Here is a 23,838-nt window from a genome sequence, read left to right on the forward strand (position 1 = left end):
GTTCTTCTATACAGACAACTTTTCGAGGTAACCCGGGTGACTCAGCTGACCTTGCTGTGCCTTCCTTATTCGGGCGCCAGTGCCATGGTCTACAGCCGCTGGCGGCGCAAACTGCCACAGTGGCTGACTCTGCAACCGGTGGAGTTGCCGGGGCGCGGCGCGCGGTTCAGCGAACCGCTGCAAACCGACATGCGCGGCCTGGCCCGGCAACTGGCCGCCGAGTTGCAACCGGCCTTGCGTGCACCGTACGCGATTTTTGGCCACAGCCTGGGCGCCTTGCTGGCCTGTGAGCTGGCGCATGCGTTGCGCGCGCTGGGCCTGCCGGAGCCGGTGGCGCTGTTCGCCTCGGGCACGGCGGCGCCAACGATGCGCAGCGACTATGACCGGGGTTTCGCCGAGCCGAAAACCGACGCAGAACTGATTGAACAATTGCGCACCCTCAACGGCACCAGCGAAGAGGTGTTGGCCAGCGCCGAGCTGATGAGCCTGACGCTGCCGATCCTGCGCGCCGATTTTCTGTTATGCGGGACCTTCCGCCCGGTCCAGCGTGCGCTGCTCAAATGCCCGGTGCATGTGCTGGGCGGCACCACCGACCGCGCGACCACCGAACAGTTGATCGGCTGGAGCAAGGAAACCCTTGGCAGCTTCTCCGTGGACATGCTCGCCGGCGGGCACTTTTTCATTCATGAGCATGAAGCCAAGGTGCTGAAGGTGATCAAGGATCAGCTGGATGTGCACCATCGCCGGCACAGTCAGATGGCCGCAACCGCCTGACTCCCCGCCAAACCTGTGGGGGCGGGCTTGCTCGCGAAAGCGCAGGGTCAGTCACTATCTCCGTCGACTGACACTTCCTCTTCGCGAACAAGCCCGCTCCCACAAGGGTTTGTGCAAGTTCGCACGCTTCATTTTCTCCCCCGCCTGATAGTTGTTCTCATTCGCTAATTTTTCCGGTCTGCATTCGTTTTATAGGGACGACGTGCCTTTGTGCTTCCTGCCTACTGATCCGGATGCTGAGAAATGAATGCTGAAGACTCCTTGAAACTTGCTCGCCGGTTTATCGGGTTGCCCCTGGAAAAGCGCCAGATGTTCCTCGCGGCCTTGCACAAGGAGGGCGTGGATTTCGCCCGCTTTCCGATCCCGCAGGGGGTCGAGGCCGATGACCGGCAGGCGCTGTCCTACGCACAGCAGCGCATGTGGTTTCTCTGGCAGCTCGATCCGCACAGCGGCGCCTACAACCTGCCGGGCGCGGTGCGCCTGACCGGGCACTTGAACCTGACGGCACTGGAGCAGGCCTTCGCCCATCTGGTCGAGCGTCACGAAACCCTGCGCACGGTGTTCCAGCGCCAGGCCGACGACAGCCTGCTGCAAGTGCCGGCGACGGCACCACTGCTGATCGAACAGGTGGACTTCACCGGCTTGACCCCGGCCGAACGTGAGCTTGCGGTCGCCGACGCTGCCCAGCAGCAGTCACTGCTGCCGTTCGATCTGGGCGAGGGCCCGCTGCTGCGGATCAAGCTGCTCAAGCTCGACGCGCAGGAACATGTGCTGCTGTTGACCCTGCACCACATCGTTTCCGACGGTTGGTCGATGAACGTGCTGATCGACGAATTCATTCGTTGCTACGACGCGTTTGATGCCGGCCAGCCGGTGCAACTGGCGCCGCTCCCGATCCAGTACAGCGACTACGCCCTGTGGCAGCGCCGCTGGCTGGAAGCCGGCGAACAGGCGCGGCAGCTCGATTACTGGCAGGCGCAACTGGGTGCTGAGCATCCGGTACTGGAATTGCCCACCGATCACCCGCGCCCGGCGATGCCGAGCTATCGCGGCACGCGCTACGAATTCGCCATCGATGGCGCGTTGGCCGAACAACTGCGCGGCACCGCCCAGCAGCACGGCATCACCTTGTTCATGCTGTTGCTCGGCGCATTTAACGTGCTGCTGCATCGCTACACCGGGCAGGCCGATATCCGCGTCGGCGTGCCGATTGCCAACCGTAATCGTGGCGAAATCGAAGGCCTGATCGGCTTCTTCGTCAACACTCAGGTGCTGCGCACCGAGCTGGATGGCCAGACTCGCGTCGACGAGCTGCTGCGCGCGATCAAGGAAACCGCGCTCGGTGCCCAGGCCCATCAGGACTTGCCGTTCGAGCGTCTGGTCGAAGCGCTGAAACTGGAACGCAGCCTCAGCCACACGCCGCTGTTCCAGGTGATGTACAACCATCAGCCGCAAGTCGCCGACATCAGCACCGTCAGCACCGCCTCCGGGCTGGAGCTGGGCGTGATCGAATGGCAGGGCCGCACCACCCAGTTCGACCTGACCCTGGACACCTATGAGAAGGCCGGCAAGCTGCACGCCGCGCTGACCTACGCCAACGATCTGTTCGACCCGCAGACCATCGAACGCATGGCGCAACACTGGCTCAACCTGTTGCGCGGCATGGTCGAGGACAGCCGCCAGCGCATCAGTGATCTGCCGCTGCTGGAGAGTGCCGAGTATCAACGGATCGTCCACGACTGGAACCTGGCGAATACCGAATCTGCCGAAGCGTCGTGCATCCATCGGTTGATCGAGCAACAGGTCGCCAGCCAGCCGCAGGCGCTGGCAGTGACGTTCGGTGAGCAGGCATTCAGCTACGCCGACATCGACGCTCGGGCCAATCGCCTGGCGCACAAACTGATCGAGTTCGGGGTCGGTCCGGAGGTGCGGGTCGGCGTCGCCATGCAGCGTTCCGACACCCTGCTGGTGGCTTTGCTCGCCGTGCTCAAGGCCGGGGGTGCCTATGTGCCGCTGGACCCGGACTACCCGGCCGATCGCGTGGCCTACATGCTTGAAGACAGCCGCGCGCGCGTGCTGCTGACCGAGCACGCCATCGCGCAAACGCTAGCGGCGGGCGCTGACACGCAAGTGTTGCTGCTCGACGTGATCGAAGCCGAGCTGGCGACGTACCCAGGCCATGCCCCGGTCAGCGCCGTGTCGCCGGATAACCTGGCCTACGTGATCTACACCTCCGGCTCGACCGGCAAACCGAAAGGCGTGGCCATCGCACACCGCAACGTGCAGGCGCTGATCGACTGGTCGCGCAGCGTCTACAGCCGTGATGACATTCAGGGTGTGCTGGCCTCGACTTCAGTGTGCTTCGACCTGTCGGTGTGGGAGCTGTTTGTCACCCTCGCCAACGGTGGCTCGCTGATCATCGCGCGTAACGCCCTTGAGTTGCCGCAACTGCCGGCGCGCGATCAGGTGCGCCTGATCAACACCGTGCCGTCGGCCATCAATCCCTTGCTGCGCGACGGCGCCATCGCTTCGAACGTGCGCATCATCAACCTCGCGGGCGAGCCGTTGAAGCAGAGTCTGGTCGAGGCGTTGTATCAGCAGAGCGCGGTCGAGCAGGTGTTTGATCTGTACGGGCCTTCGGAAGACACCACGTACTCGACCTGGACGCGCCGCGAGGCGGGAGGTGCGGCGAACATCGGCCGGCCGTTGACCGGCACCGCCAGCTACTTGCTGGACGCCGATCTGCAACCGGTGCCGCAGGGTGTGGCCGCTGAACTGTATCTGGCCGGCGCCGGCATCACCCGGGGTTATCTGGGGCGTGCGGCAATGACCGCAGAAAAGTACGTGCCGAACCCGTTTTCCGCGACCGGCGAGCGGCTGTACCGCACTGGCGACCTGACCCGTTATCAGCCGCATGGCGCGCTGCAATACGTCGGACGTATCGACCATCAGGTGAAGGTGCGCGGTTTCCGTATCGAACTCGGTGAAATCGAAGCGCGGCTGTTGCAGCAGGACACCGTGCGCGAACTGGCGGTACTGGCACAGGACGGCGCCAATGGTCAGCAACTGGTGGCGTACATCGTGCCGACCGACACCTCGGTGCTGGCAGCAGATGCCGATGCACAGGCGAGCCTGCGCGAAACCCTGAAAGCGGCGCTGCGTCAGCACCTGCCGGATTACATGGTGCCGACATACCTGCTGTTCCTCGAACAGTTGCCGCTGACCCCTAACGGCAAACTCGACCGCAAGGCCTTGCCGGCGGTCGACGGACGCCAGCAGCAGCGTGAACACGTGGCACCGCGCAGCGTCATGGAGAAAGCCCTGGCGGCGATCTGGCAGGACGTACTGTCGCTGGATAACGTCGGCCTGGAAGACAACTTCTTCGAACTGGGCGGCGACTCGATCGTGTCGATGCAAGTGGTCAGCCGGGCACGGCAGGCCGGGATCGTCCTCAGCCCCAAAGAGCTGTTCCAGTACCAGACCATCCGCAGCCTGGCGCAAGTTGCGCGGCACGGTGAACAGCGCTCGATCGATCAGGGACCTGTCGTGGGTGCGGTCGCACTGGCGCCGGTTCAGCGCTGGTTCTTCGAGCAGGACATCGCCCAGCGCCAGCACTGGAACCAGTCGCTGTTGCTGGTGCCACAACAGGCGATGAACGCCGAGGCGCTGGATCGTGCGCTCAAGCAACTGGTCAATCATCACGACGGCTTGCGCCTGCGCTACACCTTGAATGCCGACAGCTGGCAACAGGCCTATGCAGTGCTGTCCGACGAGTCGGTGCTGTGGCAGCGCAACGCCGCCTCCACGCAAGACCTCAAGGCGCTGTGCGACGAAGCTCAGCGCAGCCTTGATCTGAGTCGCGGGCCGTTGCTGCGCGCGCTGTTGGTGGACTTCGCCGACGGCAGTCAGCGCTTGCTGCTGGTGGCCCATCACCTGGTGATAGACGGCGTTTCGTGGCGGGTGCTGCTGGAGGACTTGCAGCAAGCCTATGCCCAGGCGTTGAACGGCACGGCCATCGCCTTCCCCGGCAAGACCAGCGCCTATCAGCACTGGGTCGCACGCCTGCAAGGCCACTTGCCGAACTTCGCGCAGAGCTTCGATTACTGGCAGACGCAACTGCGCGAAGCGGCGCAGGATGACTTGCCGTGCGAGCGGCCGCAGGGCTCACTGGAAAACCGCCACGAGCAGAAAATCGAGCTGACCTTCAGCGCCGAGCAAACCCGCAAGTTGCTGCAACAGGCACCGGCGGCCTATCGCACTCAGGTCAACGACCTGCTGCTGACCGCGTTGGCCCGGGTGGTCTGCCGCTGGAGCGGTCACACCGCCAGCCTGATTCAACTGGAGGGCCATGGCCGCGAAGACCTGTTCGACGACATCGACCTGACCCGCACCCTCGGCTGGTTCACCAGCCTGTTCCCGGTCAATCTGGTGCCGGCGGACACCCTCGGCGCCTCGATCAAAACCATCAAGGAACAGTTGCGCGCAGTGCCGGACAAAGGCCTGAGCTACGGCGCGCTGCGTTATCTGGGCGATGAGCAGACGGCGGCGACGCTGGCCGCTCAGGCCAAGCCGCGCATCACCTTCAACTACCTCGGGCAATTCGACCGTCAGTTCGACGAGGCGGCGCTGTTCGTGCCGTCCAGCGAAGGCGGCGGGGTCGCTCAGGATCCGTCGGCGCCGCTGGCCAACTGGCTGACCGTCGAAGGTCAGGTGTACGGCGGCGAGCTGTCGATGAACTGGGGCTTCAGCAGCCAGATGTTCGACCGCGCCACCGTGCAGCGCCTGGCCGATGAGTACGCCAGCGAGTTGAACGCGCTGATCGAGCACTGCTGTGCCCTCGACGCGCCGCAGGCGACGCCGTCGGACTTCCCGCTGGCTCGTGTGACGCAGGCGCAACTGGATGCGCTGCCGCTATCGGCCGGGCAACTCGAGGATCTGTATCCGCTGTCACCGATGCAGCAAGGCATGCTCTTTCACACCCTGTATGAGCCGCAAGTCGGCGCCTACATCAGCCAGTTGCGCCTGGACATTCACGGCCTCGATCCACAGCGTTTTGCCCAGTCGTGGCAGGCGGCGCTGGAGCGTCATCAGATTCTGCGCAGCAGCTTCCACTGGCATGGCCTCGACGCGGCGCATCAGGCGATCGAGCGTAACGTGGTGTTGCCGTTGGAAGTGCTTGAACTGACCGACACCGACGCATTGGCCGATGCCGAACGCGCGCAGGGTTTCGCTCTGGAGTGCGCGCCGCTGTTGCGGTTGAAGCTGGTGCGCAGCGGCACGGCTGACTGGCACCTGATCTACACCAGCCACCACATTCTGATGGACGGCTGGAGCAATGCACAGTTGCTCGCCGAAGTGATCGAGCACTACAGCGCCGGTCAGGCGTTGCCGGCCCCGCTCGGGCAATACCGCGATTATCTGGCGTGGCTGCAAGCGCAGTCGGCCAGCGCTGGCGAGCAGTTCTGGAAGACCACACTGGCACCGCTGCAAGCGCCGACGTTGCTCGCCGACGCCTTGCGTGCGCCGGTGGCGGGCGAGGGCAGTGCGGAGCATCGCGTGGTCCTCGATAGCCACGCGACCCTGCGCCTTGGTGAGTTCGCCCGCCAGCAGAAAGTCACCCTCAACACCGTGCTGCAAGGCGCCTGGGGCCTGTTGCTGCAACGCTATACCGGCCACGCTTGTGTGGCGTTCGGCGCCACGGTGGCCGGGCGATCGGCACCGTTGGCGGGGATCGAGCAACAGCTCGGCCTGTTCATCAACACCTTGCCGCTGGTGTGCGCGCCCAATCCACAACAGTCCGTCAGCCAATGGCTCGGCGACCTGCAGGGCCTGAACCTGGCCATGCGCGATTTCGAGCACGTGCCGCTGTATGACATCCAAGGCTGGGCCGGTCAGCAGGGTGGTGCGCTGTTCGACAGCCTGCTGGTGTTCGAAAACTTCCCGGTGGCCGAGGCGCTGAAACAGGGCGCACCGGCGGGGCTGTCGTTCAGCAATCTGCACAACCATGAACGCACTCACTATCCACTGACGCTGGGTGTCGAAATCGGCGCGACCCTGACCCTCGACTTCAGCTACGACAGCGCGCGTTTCAGTGCCGATCAAGTGGCGACGTTGTCGGCCAATCTGCAGCACCTGCTGAATCAGTTGGTCAGCAGTGCCGATGTCGCCCTGGGTTCGCTGGCGCTGCTCGATGCCGACGGCCAGGCGCCATTGCTGGCGGTCAGCCGAGCGCCCGTGGTGGCGTTGCAGGACTCGCGCCTGGCCCACGAACAGATCGCCGCCCGCGCCGCGGCCACCCCCCAGGCACTGGCATTGCTGGTCGACGGCCAGACCTTGAGCTACGGCCAGCTCAACGCGCAGGCCAATCGTCTGGCCCATCGTCTGATCGCTCATGGTGCCGGCCCCGGCACCCGCGTGGGACTGGCGTTGAACCGCGGCCCGCAGTTGATCGTCAGCCTGCTGGCGGTGCTCAAGAGCGGCGCGGCGTATGTGCCGCTGGACCCCAAATACCCGGGCGAGCGCCTGCGCTACATGATCGACGACAGCCGCCTCGACGTGCTGCTGTGCGAGTCGGGCCTGCTGGAGGATCTGTCGTTGCCGTCGGTGGTGCGTCTGGTGCTGGATGACAGCGCCGGTTTTGCCGACAACGACCCGCTCACGCAGGCTGACGCGCAGGATCTGGCCTATGTGATTTACACCTCCGGCTCCACCGGTCAACCAAAAGGCGTGGCGATTGCCCAGGGCGCGCTGCGAGAGTTCTGCCAGAGCGCTGCCGAGTATTCGCGGCTGTCGTCGGCGGACCGCGTATTGCAGTTCGCCACGTTCAGTTTCGACGGTTTCGTTGAACAGTGCTTCCCGGCGTTGTGCGTCGGCGCCGCGTTGATCATGCGCGGCGACGCGCTGTGGGATGCCGGGCAACTGGCCAGCGAAATCGTGCGCCACGGCGTCACCGTGGCCGACCTGCCGGCCGCCTACTGGTACTTGCTGGCCCGCGAGTGCGCGAGCGGCGCGATCAGCACCCTGGGCGAGTTGCGCCAGGTGCACGTCGGCGGTGAGGCGATGTCCGTCGAGGGCCTGCGCCTCTGGCATCAGGCCGGCCAGGGCCATGTGCGTTTGCTCAACACCTACGGCCCGACCGAGGCCACCGTGGTGTCCAGCGTGCAGGATTGCCGTCTGGAAGACGCCAGCGACAGCTTCGGTGTGCCGATCGGCCGCGCCATCCCCGGGCGTGCTCTGTATGTGCTGGACAGCGCCGGGCAATTGCTGCCGGCCGGCGGCATCGGCGAGTTGTGCATCGGCGCGCCGGCCTGTCTGGCGCAAAGCTATTTCGACCGTCCGGCGCTGACCGCCGAACGCTTCCTGCCGGACCCGTTTGCCGTTGAGCCGGGCGCACGTCTATACCGCAGCGGCGACCTGGCGCGCTACAACGCCAACGCCGATCTGGAGTACGTCGGGCGTATCGACCACCAAGTGAAGATTCGCGGTTTGCGCATCGAAATGGGTGAGATCGAAGCCTGCCTGCAAGCACGTGCCGATGTGCGGGATGCAGCGGTCATCGCTCAGGACGGTGCGCAGCTGGTGGCCTATATCGTGGCCAGCGGCGTGCTGGCCGATGAGGCGCAGTACCGAGAAACCCTTGACGCGGCCCTGCGCCAGTCGTTGCCGGATTACATGGTGCCGAGCCATCTGGTGCTGATGACCGCGCTGCCGCTCAACAACAACGGCAAACTCGATCGCAGCGCCTTGCCACGAGTTTGCGCCGGCACCGGTCAGCGCGAGTTTGTGGCCCCGGCCCAAGGGCTGGAAACGCAGCTGGCGCAGATCTGGCAGGAGGTATTGCAGGTCGAGCGCGTGGGTCGTGAGGACAACTTCTTTGCGCTCGGCGGCCATTCGCTGCTGGTGCTGCAAGTGATCTCGCGAGTGCGCCAGCAACTGCTCCTGGAGTTGCCGGTCAACAGCCTGTTCTCGGCGGCCAGCCTGGCCGAATTTACCGAGCGCGCCGCGCTGGCCAGCGGCAGCGCGCAACCGGTGTTGCAGCCTGCGGCCAGTGACCGGCCGGCGGTGCTGTCCTACGCCCAGCAGCGGCAGTGGATTGTCTGGCAGCTGGATCCGCAGAGCCCGGCGTATAACATTCCTGCCGCTTTGCGCCTCAAGGGCCGCCTGGATCAAGCAGCGTTGCGTCTGGCGTTCGAGCAATTGCAGGCACGCCACGCCAGCTTGCGCACCACCTTCGAACAGGACGGGCAGCAGGCGCAGCCACGGCTGCATGCGCAGTTGCCGCTGCAACTCGATCAGCATCAGATCGACGCGGCGTCCCTCGACGCGGCTATCGCCGCGCAAATCGCCCGGCCATTCGACCTGCGCAACGGCCCGTTGTGGCGGATGCTGTTGCTGCAGCTCGGCGCCGAGGAACATGTGCTGGTGCTGACCGTGCACCACATCGCCGCCGATGGCTGGTCGATGCAGATCATGGTCGATGAGTTCAGTGCGCTGTATCAGGCCGCTGTCGAAGGGCGTGCCGCCGACCTCAAGCAACTGCCGGTGAGCTACAGCGATTACGCGCTCTGGCAGCGCGACTGGCTGGAAGCGGGCGAGGGCGAGCGTCAGCTCGGTCAGTGGCGCGAGCGCCTGGCCGGCAGTCAGGCGCCGCTTGAGCTGCCAAGTGAGTTGAGCCGTCCGGCGCGCCGCAGCGAGCGTGGTGCCAGCCTGTTGCTGAACGTTGATGCGCCATTGCTGGCAGCGCTGCGTGAATGCGCACAGGCGCAGCAAGTGACCTTGTTCATGTTGTTGCTGGCGAGCCTGCAAACCGTGCTGCACCGCCAGAGCGGGCAGGCGTCGATCAACGTCGGGGTGCCGAGTGCGGGCCGTTCGCGCTTGGAAACCGAAGGCCTGATCGGCTTCTTCATCAACACCCAGGTGCTGCGTGCCGAGATCGACGGTCAGCAATCCTTCAGCAGCCTGCTGCAACAGATCAAGCAGGTGGCGTTGCAGGCGCAGGCCAATCAGGACCTGCCGTTCGAGCAACTGGTCGATGCGTTGCAGCCGGATCGCAGCCTCAATCACAGCCCGTTGTTCCAGGTGCTGTTCAACCATCAGCAGCAACTGGGCGCCAGTGTCGAGCGCACGGTGGCCGATTTGCAGGTCGAGCGTCTGCACTGGCAGCAAACCACCACGCAGTTCGACCTGGTCCTCGACACGCAGGAGCAGGGTGACACGCTGGACGCGAGCCTGACCTACGCCACCGACGTGTATGACCCGGCCTCGATGCAGCGCTTCGCCGAGCAATGGCTGAACCTGCTGCGCGCGGTGGCGGCTGATCCGCAGCAGCGAGTGGCCGAGTTGCCATTGCTGCCGAGCGCCGAGCGTCAGGCGTTGATCGCCGAGTGGAACCCGCGGTTCGAGGTGCAACCGCCGTCGCCGACCCTGCACCAGTTGTTCGAAGCACAGGTCGCGCTGCGTCCGCAGGCGATTGCGCTGGTCTACGAGGGCGAACGCCTGAGTTATGCCGCACTGAATGCCCAGGCCAACCGCCTGGCGCGCAAGCTGCGCGAGCAGGGTGTCGGTGCGGAAGTGCGGGTCGGTATCGCCACCGAGCGTGCGTTGCCGCTGGTGGTTGGTGTGCTGGCGATTCTCAAGGCCGGTGGTGCCTACGTGCCGCTCGATCCGCAATACCCGGCAGAGCGCCTGAGCTACATGATCGAAGACAGCGGCATCACCTTGCTGCTGACTCAGCAACACCTGCGCGACGGCTTGCCGGCGCGCGATACGGTGCAGGTGCTGTGCCTCGACGCGCTGGCGCTGGACGCCTACAGCGCGGACGATCTGCCGAGCCTGAGCAGCCCGGACAATCTCGCCTATGTGATCTACACCTCGGGCTCCACCGGTCGGCCAAAAGGGGCGTTGCTCAGCCACGCCAACGTCGGGCGCCTGTTGAGCGCGACCGCCGGTGAATTCAACTTCGGCGCGGACGATGTCTGGACCCTGTTCCATTCCTACGCGTTCGATTTCTCGGTGTGGGAACTGTTCGGTGCGCTGTGCACCGGCGGGCGTCTGGTGATCGTGCCGTATTACATCAGCCGCGAGCCGCAGGAGTTCCATCGCCTGCTGTGCGACGAAGGTGTGACGGTGTTGAACCAGACCCCGACCGCGTTCCGCCAACTGTTGCCGATTGCCTGCGCCAGTCCGCGCCACCTTGCCCTGCGCCAGGTGATTTTTGGTGGTGAAGCGCTGGAAGTGGCGAGCCTGCGGCCATGGTTCGAGCGCTTCGGCGATCAACAACCGACCCTGGTGAACATGTACGGCATCACCGAAACCACGGTGCACGTCACCTACCGTGCGATCCGCCTGGCGGACCTCGACGGCAAGGCGCAGAGCCCGATCGGCCTGCCGATTCGCGACCTGCGCTGGTACTTGCTCGACAGCCAGTTGCAACCGGTGCCGGTGGGCGTGGCGGGCGAGTTGTACATCGCCGGTGCAGGCCTGGCGCGCGGTTACCACGGGCGCTTCGACCTGACCGCCGAGCGTTTTGTGCCGAGCCCGTTCGATGCCGCGCAGCGCCTGTATCGCAGCGGCGATCTGGCGCGCCAGCGGCACGACGGCAGCATCGACTACCTGGGGCGCATCGACCAGCAAGTGAAGATCCGTGGCTTTCGCATCGAACTGGGAGAGATCGAGGCCGCGCTGCTCGCGCAACCCGGCGTGCGCCACGCGGTACTGAGCGTGCACAGCGACGAGGGCGGGCCGCAACTGTGCGCCTACGTGGTGGCCGAGCAACCCCCGGCCGACCCGATCGCCTGGCGTGACGACCTGCGCGCGGCGCTCAAGGTCGATCTGCCGGACTACATGGTGCCGAGCCACTGGTTGCTGCTCGATGCCTTGCCGCTGACCAGCAACGGCAAGCTCGACCGCAAGGCCCTGCCGTTGCCCGATGCCCAGGCCCTGCAGCGTCCTTATGAAGCTCCCGAAGGCGACCTCGAACGGCAATTGGCGGCGATCTGGGCCGACGTGCTGGGCGTGGCGCAGGTCGGGCGACGCGACAACTTCTTTGAATTGGGCGGGCACTCGCTGCTCGCCGCCCAGGCCAGCGCTCGTGTGGAGCTGGAACTGGGCATCGAGCTGGCGCTGCGTGCGCTGTTCGAATCCAGCGACCTTCAGGCTTATGCCGCCATGGCCGGGCAACTCGCCCCGACTGACAACGATGCACGTCTGGATGCGCTTGAGTCGCTTCTCGACGAGATGGAGATCAACTGATGGAACACACTACCGCCTGGCGCATCGCTACCCGTTTTGCCGCGTTGCCGGCAGACAAGCGCCGCGAATTTCTGCAACGCATGCAAGAGCAGGGCGTGAGCTTCGGCCAACTGCCGATCCCGCCGGCCGCCGAGCCACAAACGGCGTTCGAACTGTCGTACGCGCAGCAACGCCAGTGGTTTCTCTGGCAGCTTGACCCGCAGAGCGCCGCCTACAACATTCCTGCTGTCCTGCGTCTGCAAGGGCCGCTGAACGTCGCTGCGCTGCAACACAGTTTCGACGTGCTGCTGGAGCGTCACCAGAGCCTGCGCAGCCGCTTCGTCGAAGACGACGGTCAGGTCAGGCAAACCCTGGCGGCGGTCACCTCGCTGCCGATCGAACGGCATGACCTGCGCGCGCAGCCAGCGGCCGAGCGTCTGGCCTGCGCCCTGCGTCAGGTGCAAGCGGACATTGCCCGGCCTTTCGATTTGCAGCACGGTCCGCTGTTGCGCGTCAGCCTGTTGCAACTGGATACCGAAGACCACGTGCTGGTATTGACCCTGCACCACATCGTCACCGACGGCTGGTCGATGGGCGTGCTGATCGAAGAATTCTCGCGCCTGTATGCCGGCCATTCGCAGGGCCAGGACGCGCAGCTTGAGGCGTTGCCGATCGAGTATTCGGACTACGCCGCCTGGCAACGCCGCTGGATGGAAGCCGGCGAGCTGGAGCGCCAGTTGAACTGGTGGCGCGAGACCCTGGGCAGCGAGCAGCCGCTGCTGGAACTGCCTACCGACCGTCCGCGTCCGGCCCAGCCAAGCCAGCGCGGTGCACGCCTGGAATTCGCCCTGGAGGCCGATCTGGCTGCCGGTCTGATGTCCTTGGCGAAACAGGCCGGTGTCACCCCGTTCATGTTGCTGCTGGCCAGTTTCCAGGCTTTGCTCTATCGCTACAGCGGGCAGTCGGACCTGCGCATCGGTGTGCCGATCGGTAACCGCAACCGCGATGAAACCCGTGGCCTGATCGGCTTCTTCGTCAACACCCAGGTGATGCGTGTCGAGGTCGATGGGCGTCAGACCTTCAGCCAGTTGCTCGAGCAGACCCGCACCGCCTCGCTGGACGCGCAGGACTATCAGGACTTGCCGTTCGAGCGTCTGGTGCAGGCGCTGCAAGGCGATCGCAGCCTCAGCCACAGCCCGCTGTTCCAGGTGATGTTCAACCATCAACAGACCAAAGCGAGCGCCGTCGGTGGCTTGCTCGCCGGGCTGCGGGTCGAGGCGCTGAACACCACGACGCCGACCACCCAGTTCGATCTGCAACTCGATACTCAGGAAGTCGGCGACCAGTTGTTCGCCAGCCTGACCTACGCCACCGATCTGTTCGACGCCGAGCGCATCGAACACCTGGCCCGGCATTGGCGCAATCTGCTGGCCGGGGCGCTGGCGAACCCGCAATGCCCGCTGGCCGAGCTGCCGCTGCTGGACGCGGAGGAGCGTCTGCACATTCTCGATGAACTCAATGACACCGCGCAGACGTACCCGGGCGAGGTCTGTGTGCAGCGCCACTTCGAAGCGCATGCAGCACGGCAACCTGACGCGACGGCGCTGGTGTTCCAGGGCCAGAGCCTCGGTTATGCCGAACTGAACCGGCGCGCCAACCGTCTGGCCCATCACCTGCGAGCGCAAGGCGTCGGTGCGGAAGTGATCGTCGGGATCGCCTGCGAGCGCTCGCTGGAAATGGTCGTCGGCTTGCTGGCGATTCTCAAGGCCGGCGGCGCCTATGTGCCGCTGGACCCGGAATACCCGCTCGATCGCCTGAGCTACATGATCGAAGACAGCGGCATTTCCTTGCTGCTGACCCAAGAGCATCTGCTGGCGCAACTGCCGACGCCGGACTCGGTGCGCACCCTGTGCCTGCATGCGGATGCCGACTGGCTGAGCGAACTGCCGGACAGCGACTTGCCCAATCTGGCGCTGGCGGAAAACCTCGCCTATGTGATTTACACCTCCGGTTCCACCGGCAAGCCCAAGGGCGCCGGCAACCGTCATGTGGCGCTGCACAACCGTCTGGAATGGATGCAGCAGGCCTACAACCTGCAACCGAGCGACCGGGTGCTGCAGAAGACCCCGTTCAGTTTCGACGTGTCGGTCTGGGAGTTTTTCTGGCCGTTGATGAAGGGCGCGACACTGGTCATCGCCGCGCCTGGCGAGCATCGCGATCCGCAACGTCTTGCTGCGCTGATCGTCGAACAGTCGATCACCACGCTGCACTTCGTGCCGTCGATGCTCTCGGCGTTCATCAGCGCCGACGAGTCGCTGGCCTGCACTTCGCTGACGCGGATTATCTGCAGCGGCGAAGCGTTGCCGATGGAGTTGCAGCGCCAGACCCTGCGCAGTCTGCCGCAAGCCAATCTGTACAACCTCTATGGCCCGACCGAAGCGGCCATCGACGTGACCCACTGGACCTGCGTGGAAGAGGGTCGTGACAGCGTGCCGATCGGTCTTCCGATTGCCAACCTGCGCACCTTGATTCTCGACAGCGAATTGCAGCCATTACCGCTGGGCGCCGTGGGTGAGTTGTACCTGGGCGGTATCGGCCTGGCTCGCGGTTACCATCGACGCGGCGCGTTGACCGCCGAACGGTTTGTTGTCGACCCGTTCGGCAGCGGCGAGCGTCTGTACCGCACCGGTGACCTGGCGCGTTACCGCGGCGACGGGGCCATCGAGTACTGCGGCCGGATCGACCATCAGGTGAAGATTCGCGGGCTGCGTATCGAACTCGGCGAAATCGAAGCGCGCCTGCAAGAACACCCCGAAGTTCAGGACGCGGTGGTGCTGGCGCTGGACGGGCCGAGCGGCAAGCAGCTGGTGGCGTACGTGGTGCCGCAGGATCGGGCGCTGCCCAATGCCGATCTCACGCGGCAGAATGCCTGGCGCGAAACCCTGAAAACGCATTTGCTGGCGAGCCTGCCGGACTACATGGTGCCGGCGCAGACCGTACTGATCGAGCAGATGCCGCTCAGCCCCAATGGCAAACTCGAACGCAAGCGTCTGCCGGCGCCCACGCTGCAAGTCAGCCAGCGTGCGTTCGAGGCACCGCAAACCACGCACGAACAAGCGCTGGCGCAGATCTGGCAGGACGTGCTCGGCGTCGAGCAGGTCGGGCGTCAGGACAACTTCTTTGAGCTGGGCGGCGACTCGATCATCTCGATTCAGGTGGTCAGCCGCGCCCGCCGCGCCGGCCTGAGCCTGCAACCGCGTGATCTGTTCCAGCAGCAGACGCTGCAAGCGCTGGCCGCCGTGGTCAAGGTCCAGGCCGCACCGCTGGCTCCACAGGGGCCGGTGGAGGGCGGGCAGGTGCTGACGCCGATTCAGCGCTGGTTTTTCGACGAGCCGATCCCGCAACGCCAGCACTGGAATCAGGCGGTGCTGCTGGCACCGCGTCAGCCGCTGGAACTGCCGCGCCTGCAAACGGCGTTGCAACGTCTGCTCAAACAACACGACGCCTTGCGCCTGCGCTTCAGCCAGGTCGACGGTCAGTGGTCGGCGCGCTACGTGGGTGCCGACAGTGCCGACGTCATCGACATGCTCTGGACTGCCCGGGTCGCCAGCGATGCGTCGCTGGAATCGGTGTGCGAAGAAGCCCAGCGCAGCCTGAGCCTGCAGGACGGCCCGTTGCTGCGCATCGCCTTGATCGCGCAGGCTGACGGCAGCCAGAGACTGTTGCTGGTGATCCACCATTTGGCGGTGGACGGGGTCTCCTGGCGGGTGTTGCTGGAAGACTTGCAGGCGGCTTATCAGGACAAGGAACTGCCGGCCAAGACCAGCGCGTTCCAGACCTGGGCGCTGAAGCTGCAAGACTATGCGCGCAGTGAGGCGGCGCTCGCTGAACTGGCGTGGTGGCAGACGCAACTGGGCCAGGCCAGCGACCGCTTGCCGGCGGCCAATGCTCAGGCCAGTCAGGCCGGGCATTTGCGTCAGGGCGTGAGCATTGCGCTGGACCGCGAGCAGACCCGTCGTTTGCTGCAACAGGCACCGGCCGCCTATCGCACCCAGGTCAATGACCTGCTGCTGACCGCGCTGGCCCGTACCCTGAGTCGCTGGAGCGGTAACGCGTCGGCGCTGATCCAGCTCGAAGGGCATGGTCGCGAAGACCTGTTCGACGACATCGACCTGACCCGCACGGTCGGCTGGTTCTCCAGCCTGTTCCCGGTGTGCCTGACACCGACGGCGGACATCGCCGGTTCGATCAAGGCGATCAAACAGCAGTTGCGCGAGATCCCCGGCAAAGGCCTGGGTTACGGGCTGCTGCGCTACATGGGCGATGCCGCGGCCCAGGCGGCGCTGAGCGAATTGCCGCAGGCGCGGGTGACGTTCAACTACCTGGGGCAGTTCGACCAGAGTTTTGCCGAGGACGCGCTGTTCAGCCCCGCCAGCGAAGCCAGCGGCGCTGCGCAAGCGGCCGATGCACCGTTGCCCAACTGGTTGTCGGTGGACGGTCAGGTGTATGGCGGTGAACTGAAGCTGGACTGGACCTTCAGCCGCGAATGCTTTGACCACGTTGAAATCGAACAACTGGCGGCAGACTATCGCCAAGAGTTGCTGGCGCTGATCGAGCACTGCCTGAGCGATGAGGCCGGTGGCGTGACTCCGGCGGATTTCCCGCTCGCACGTTTGAATCAGGCGCAACTCGATGGCTTGCCGGTGACGGCGACGCAGATCGAGGACCTGTACCCGCTGTCGCCGATGCAGGCCGGCCTGCTGTTTCACAGCCTGTTCGAGTCGGCGTCCGGGGCCTATGTCAATCAACTCAATGTCGAGGCCAAGGGGCTGGACGCCGAGCGACTGGGGCAGGCCTGGCAGGCGGTGATCGATGCGCATCCGATTCTGCGCAGCAGTTTCCACTTCCCGCAGGGATTCGAGGCGCCGGTGCAACTGGTGCATCGTCAGCTGCAACTGCCGTTCCGTTGCCTGGACTGGCGTGGCCGTGCCGATCAGGCCGAGGCGCTGGCGCAACTGATCGACAGCGAGCGTCTGCAACTTGACCCGGCTCAGGCGCCGCTGATGCGTTTGACCCTGGTGCGGCTGGACGATCAGCGTCAGCAATTGATCTACACCCACCACCATTTGCTGCTCGATGGCTGGAGCAACTCGCTGCTGCTCAGTGAAGTGCTGCAGCGTTATGCCGGGGAAGCGGTGCAGTCCCCGAGCGGGCGGTTTGCCGATTACATCGGCTGGCTGCAACGCCAGGATGCACAGGCTGACGAGCGCTTCTGGCTGGAGCAACTGGCGCCGTTGGACAACCCGACCCTGTTGGCCCAGAGCCTGGCGCATGGCGATCTGAAACAGTCGGACAGCCAGGCTTTTGCCGACCATCTGCAGCGCTTCGACGTGGCCGCGACCCAGCGCCTGAGCGAGTTCGCCCGTCAGCAGAAAGTCACCCTCAACACCTTGCTGCAAGGCGCCTGGGCGCTGCTGCTGCAACGCTACAGCGGCCAGCGTTGCGTGGCGTTCGGTGCGACCGTTGCCGGGCGCCCGGTGGATCTGCCGGGAGCGGAGAGCCAGTTGGGTCTGTTCATCAACACCTTGCCGGTGATCAGTTGCCCGGACGCGGTGGAAACCGTCAGCCAGTGGCTGAGCCGTTTGCAGGCGCAGAACCTGGAGCTGCGTGAGCACGAGTTCACCGCGCTGGGCGATATTCAGCGCTGGGCCGGACGTGCCGGTGAACCATTGTTCGACAGCCTGCTGGTGTTCGAAAACTTCCCGGTGGCCGAGGCCTTGCAACAGGGCGCGCCGGCCGGCCTGAGCTTCTCGATCCCGCAGAACCATGAACGCACCAACTTCCCGCTGACCCTGGCGGCCACCGCAGAAAACACCCTGAGCCTGAACTGGAGTTACCAGTGCGGCCACTTCAGCGCCGAGGCCATCGCCCGCATGAGCGCGCATCTGGCGGCGTTGCTCAATGCAATGGTCGATGCACCCGAGGGCGCCTTGAGCGAACTGGATTTGCTGACCGCCAGCGAGCGCGTGCAGCAATTGCATACCTGGAACCCGGCCTTTGCCGCGAACGAAAATCCGCTGTGCGTGCATCAACTGATCGAAGCCCAGGCCGAGATCCGGCCGCAGGCCACGGCGCTGATTTTTGGCGAAGTGGAGCTGACCTTCGCCGAGCTCAACCGCCGCGCCAATCGCCTGGCCCATCGCCTGCGCAACCTCGGTGTCGGCCCGGAGGTGCGGGTCGGCCTGGCGATGCAGCGTTCGCCGGAAATGATCGTCGGCCTGCTGGCGATCCTCAAGGCCGGTGGTGCCTACGTGCCGCTCGACCCGGCGTACCCCGCCGAGCGCCTGCAATACCTGATGCAGGACAGCGGCATTGTGCTGATGCTCAGCCAATCGTGGCTGCGGGAAACACTGGCGCTGCCGGACGATCTGCCGGTGCTGGACATCGACCGCGAGCCGCTGGAGATGATGGCCGACAGCAACCCGGTCAACCTGACCTGCGGGGAAAACCTTGCGTACCTGATCTACACCTCGGGTTCCACCGGACGGCCGAAAGGCGTCAGCGTGGCCCACGGCCCGCTGGCGATGCACTGCCTGGCGATCGGCGAGTTGTACGGCATGACCCCCGAGGATCGCGAGTTGCAGTTTGCCTCGATCAGTTTCGACGGCGCCCACGAACGCTGGTTGACGCCGTTGGTGTTCGGTTCGGCGGTGATGCCGCGTGACGATGAGTTGTGGAGCGTTGAGCGCACCTGTGCGGAAATCCAGCAGCACGGCATCACCATCGCCTGCTTTACCCCAAGCTATCTGCTGCAGATCGCCGATTTCATGGGCGAAGCGGGGCGAGAGCTGCCGATTCGTTCCTACACGCCGTGCGCCGAGGGCATGCCCAAGCATGCGTTCGACGAAGTTCAGCAGGTGCTGCAACCAAAGCGCCTGATCAATGGTTACGGCCCGACCGAAACCGTGATCACGCCGCTGATCTGGCTGGCCTACCCGGACACTGAATTCGACTCGGCCTTCATGCCGATCGGCCGGCCGGTGGGTAACCGCAGCGCCTACATTCTTGACGGCGGCTTGCAGCCATTGCCGGTGGGTGTGGCCGGTGAGCTGTACCTGGGCGGCGAGGGCGTGGCCCGGGGTTATCACCAGCGTCCGGACCTGACCGCCGAGCGTTTCGTGCCGGATCCGTTCGTGCCGGGTGCGCGCCTGTATCGCAGTGGTGACCTGGCACGCTTTCGTGCCGACGGCGTGGTGGAATACCTGGGCCGTATCGACCAGCAAGTGAAGATTCGCGGTTTCCGCATCGAACTGGGTGAAATCGAAGCCTGTCTGCTTGAGCACGAAGGCGTGCGCGAAGCTCTGGTGATCGATCGTGACGGACCGGTGAGCCGCCAGTTGGTCGGCTACATCGTGCCGCGCGATCCACTGGCCAACGAGCAGGATCTGCAGGCCGCGTTGACCGCGCACCTGCGCAGCCGTCTGCCGGCGCACATGTTGCCGGCGCACCTGATGTGCCTGGCGGCATTGCCGCTGACCCCCAATGGCAAGCTCGACCGCAAGGGCTTGCCGGCACCGGACGTTGCGCGCCAGAGTCAGGACCAGGTGCCGGCTGCGACACCGGCCGAAGCGCTGCTGGTGGAGATCTGGCAGGAGCTGCTGGGCCTGGACGCGCTGGGCGTTACCGAAAACTTCTTCGAGCTGGGCGGTGACTCGATCATCTCTCTGCAAGCGGTCAGCCGCGCCGGGCAACGCGGGTTGGTGTTCAGTCCGAAGCAGTTGTTCGAACAGCAGACCATCCGTGCATTGGCAGCCGTGGCGGTCACTCGTGAAGCGACCTTGAGCGAGGCGCCGACCGTCGCGCCGTTCGCACTGGTGCCGCACATCGACGTCGCCGCTCGCGAAGGGCTGCAGGACCTGTATCCGCTGTCGCCGATGCAGCAGGGCATGTTGTTCCATTGCCTGGATTCACCGGAACTGAACCCCTACGTCAACCAGTTGAGCGTGGCGGTGGACGGCTTGCAGGTGCCGCGTTTCCGTGCAGCCTGGCAAACCTTGATCAAGCGCCATGAGGTGCTGCGTGCGGCGTTCCGCTGGCGCGACGGCCTGGCCGATCCGCTGCAGGCGGTGTTCGCCGATGTCGTGCTGCCAATCGAAGAACTCGACTGGCGCGAGCGCAGCGACACCGAACAGGCGCTGAGCGAACTGGCCGCTGCCGAGCAGGCCAAGGGTTTCGACCTGAGCTGCCCGCCGCTGATGCGGTTTGTGCTGGTGCGTCTGGACGCTGAGCGTTATCAGATGATATGGGTCTACCATCACCTGTTGCTCGACGGCTGGAGTGCGTCGCGCCTGCTCGGCGAGATGCTGCGCCTGTATCACCACGCCAGCCTGCCGGCACTCAATGGCCGTTACGCCGATTACATCGGCTGGCTGCAACGTCAGGACAGCGCGCAGGCCGAAGGCTTCTGGCGCGAGCGTCTGGCGCTGCTGGAAGCGCCGACGATTCTGGCCAAGGCCAGCGGTGCGACCGGTTCCGGGCACGGCGTGATGTACACCGATCTTGACGCCGAAGCGACACGCAGACTGCACGGTTTTGCCAAGCGTCAGCGCGTGACCCTCAACACCTTGGTGCAGGCCGCCTGGCTGCTGCTGTTGCAACGTCACAGCGGCCAGCGCAGCGTGGCGTTCGGCGCCACGGTGGCGGGGCGCCCGACTGGCCTGCCGGGTGCGCAGGAAATGCTCGGCCTGTTCATCAACACCTTGCCGGTGATCCAGACCCTCGACCCGCAACAGCCGTTGGGCGAGTGGTTGCGTGAATTGCAGGACTACAACCTGACCGTGCGTGACTATGAACACACGCCGTTGTCGGACATCCAGCGCTGGGCCGGACTCGGTGGCCAGGGCCTGTTCGACAGCATCATCGTGTTCGAAAACCATCCGGTTGATCGTGCCTTGCGCGGTGGCGAGGAGGGCGAGTTGCGCTTTGCCGAAGTCGGCAGCGCCGGCGTCACCAACGTGCCGATGGACTTGATGGTCAGCGCCAACGAAGACGGCCTGGAGGTCGAATACCTGTACCTGCGCGATCGCTTCAGTGACGCCGAGGTCGAGCAGATCCGCGCGCAACTGGAAGGTTTGCTGCGCACTCTGCCGGAAGATGAGCACTGCCTGATCGGCAATCTCGGTCTGCCGGGCGCGCGTCTGGGCCTGCCACAAGCATCGGCCGACGACAGCGATCTGTTGCATAGCTTCAATGAGCACGTGCGCAACCAGCCGCAGAAAACCGCGCTGTTCTGTGAGGATCGTGAAGTCAGCTACGCCGAGCTAGAAGCACGGGCCAATGGCCTGGCCGCGCAATTGATCGAGCGTGGCATCGGTGCGGAAAGTCTGGTGGCGGTGGCATTGCCGCGCTCGGAACGCACGATCATTGCGTTCCTCGCGGTGCTCAAGGCTGGCGCGGCGTACTTGCCGCTGGACCTGGCGTATCCGCCGGAGCGTCTGGCCTACATGCTTGACGATTCGGCGGCCAGCCTGTTGCTCTGCGACAGCGATCTGGGTGAGCGCCTGACCCTGGCCGACAACGTGCCGCGCCTGTTGCTCGATCAAATGCCGCACGACAACAATGCGCAATGCCCGTTGTCCCAGCCGCTGGCAGGGCACCTCGCGTACCTGATCTACACCTCCGGTTCCACCGGCCAGCCCAAAGGCGTGGCGGTGGCGCGCGGACCGATTGCCCGGCATTGCCGCGGCATCATCGACCTGTACGAACTGGTGCCGGACAGCCGTGAATTGCACTTCATGTCATTTGCCTTCGACGGTGCTCAGGAGCGTTGGCTGAGCGTGTTGCTGGCCGGTGGCAGTCTGGTGGTTCGCGAGGACAATCTGTGGACGCCGGAGCAGACCCTGCAAGTGCTGGAACGTCATCAGGTCACCGTCGCCTGCTTCCCGCCGGCCTACCTGCAACAGATGGCCGAAGTGGCTGAGCGTCTGGGCAATCCGCCAGCGGTGCAGGTGTATTGCTTTGGCGGTGATGCGGTGCCGGAAGCCAGTTTCGAACAGGTCAAGCGTGCCCTGCGGCCACAGCGTCTGGTCAACGGCTATGGCCCGACCGAAACCGTGGTCACGCCGCTGCTGTGGCGAGCCGAAGCCAGCGAACGCTGCGAGGCGGCCTATGCGCCGATTGGCCGTGGCGTGGCCGGGCGTGGTTTGTACGTGCTCGACGCCGATCTCAATCCGTTGCCGGCCGGGGTCAGTGGCGAGTTGTATCTGGGCGGCGAATGTCTGGCGCGCGGTTACCACCAGCGTCCGGGCATGAGCGCCGAACGCTTCATTCCCGATCCGTTCGAGGCGGGCGGCCGCATGTACCGCACCGGCGACCTGGTGCGCCAGCGTGAATGCGGCTTGATCGACTACCTCGGGCGTCTCGACCAGCAGGTGAAGATTCGCGGCTTCCGCATCGAACTCGGCGAAATCGAAGCACGCTTGCGTGAATGCGCCGGGGTGCTGGATGCCGCCGTGGTGGTGCACGACACGCCGACCGGCAAGCAGTTGGTGGGCTACGTGGTTGCGGCAGGTGTGACCGGTCTGGATCGGCGCATCAAGGCTGAGCTGCAGGCGCAGTTGCCCGACTACATGGTGCCGGCGCGGATCATGGTGCTGGAGCGCTTCCCGCTGTCGGCCAACGGCAAGATCGACCGTCGGGCGTTGCCACAACCGGAGTGGGCGCTGGGTGGCTATCGCGCCCCGCGCAATGCGCTGGAGCAAGCACTGGCAACGATCTGGCAGGAAGTCCTCGGGGTGCCGCAAATCGGCATCGACGATAACTTCTTCGAACTCGGTGGCGACTCGTTGCAGGTGCTCAAGGTCATTTCGCGGGTGCGCAGTCAACCGCAACTGGGTTTCGAACTGAAGCTACGCGATCTGATGCAGAAGCCGTGCATCGCCGAACTCAGCGGCTATCAGGCGCAGGAGACGGCCACTGCGCCGGATCCGCTGCTGGCGCTCAATAGTCGCCTCAGCCATGTGCCGGCGTTGTTCTGCCTGCACGCCGGTTTCGGCACGGTGTTCGATTACGAGCCGCTGGCCCGGCGTCTGGAAGGTCGGCGCACAGTCTACGGCCTGCAATGCCGGATGCTGCTCGACCCGCAATGGCAGGATGAATCGTTGCTGGCCATGGCTCAGGCCTACGCACAGCGCATTCGTGCGCAGCAACCGGAAGGCCCGTATTACCTGTTGGGCTGGTCGCTGGGCGGGGCGTTGGTGCAACTGGTGGCCCACGAGCTGGAAAGCCAGGGCGAAACCGTCGCGTTTGCCGGTCTGGTCGACAGCTACGTGGCCGGCACCGCCGAGGCGGGAGACTGGCGTGAAGACCTCGCGGACTTCCTGAAGTTTGTGCTCGGCCTGTCGCTCGAAGAGGCTCAGGTGCTGATGGCTGAAAAAGCCGCTGGCCTCAACGAACAAGCCGCCGCCGCGGCAGTCATCGAGGCCGCCATGCACGGTTCCAGCGGCGATGCCGCGTTGGGCGCCGATGAGTTCACGCGGATCTTCGTCACCGGTGCTGCGCTCAAGCAACTGGCGCTGGCCCAGCGGCAATTGCCGATGGCTCAAGTGGCGGCGCATCGCTGGTGGGTGGCTGAACGCGACGATGAACGCGAGGTGTTTGCCGCCCAGGTCGGGCGCCACGGCGTCGACCGTTTACTGGCCGGCGGGCACTACGAACTGATGCGCGGCGACGAGTTGCTCGATCAGCTGCAAGCGTTGCTCGAACGGCGCACCACTGTCGCTTGATAACTGCCGGGCAGCCAAGGCTGCCCGGTCATTGACCTGTTTTTGGAAGGAT

The 23,838-nt window shown here is 65.0% G+C and carries 3 protein-coding genes; all 3 read left to right on the forward strand.

The window, feature by feature from the left end; genetic code table 11:
* Nucleotides 1–36 precede the first annotated feature (36 nt).
* The 3 genes from AC0J41_RS07810 (at nt 37) to AC0J41_RS07820 (ending at nt 23,786) form a co-directional block, all read left to right on the forward strand.
* Nucleotides 37–774, forward strand: a complete 738-nt coding sequence (locus tag AC0J41_RS07810; protein ID WP_473015067.1) for a thioesterase II family protein — start codon at nt 37–39, stop codon at nt 772–774.
* 243 nt (nt 775–1,017) lie between these two features.
* Nucleotides 1,018–12,024 carry an amino acid adenylation domain-containing protein gene (locus tag AC0J41_RS07815; RefSeq protein ID WP_473015069.1) on the forward strand — a complete coding sequence of 3,669 codons (11,007 nt, stop codon included), beginning with the start codon at nt 1,018–1,020 and terminating at the stop codon, nt 12,022–12,024.
* Nucleotides 12,024–23,786 (forward strand): amino acid adenylation domain-containing protein, encoded by an 11,763-nt coding sequence (locus AC0J41_RS07820; RefSeq protein WP_473015070.1) that lies wholly within the window; start codon nt 12,024–12,026, stop codon nt 23,784–23,786. Before AC0J41_RS07815 ends, AC0J41_RS07820 begins: the two co-directional genes overlap by 1 nt.
* The last annotated feature ends 52 nt before the right edge of the window (nt 23,787–23,838 follow it).

Source organism: Pseudomonas sp. Arb-4-2C, from assembly GCF_055755015.1.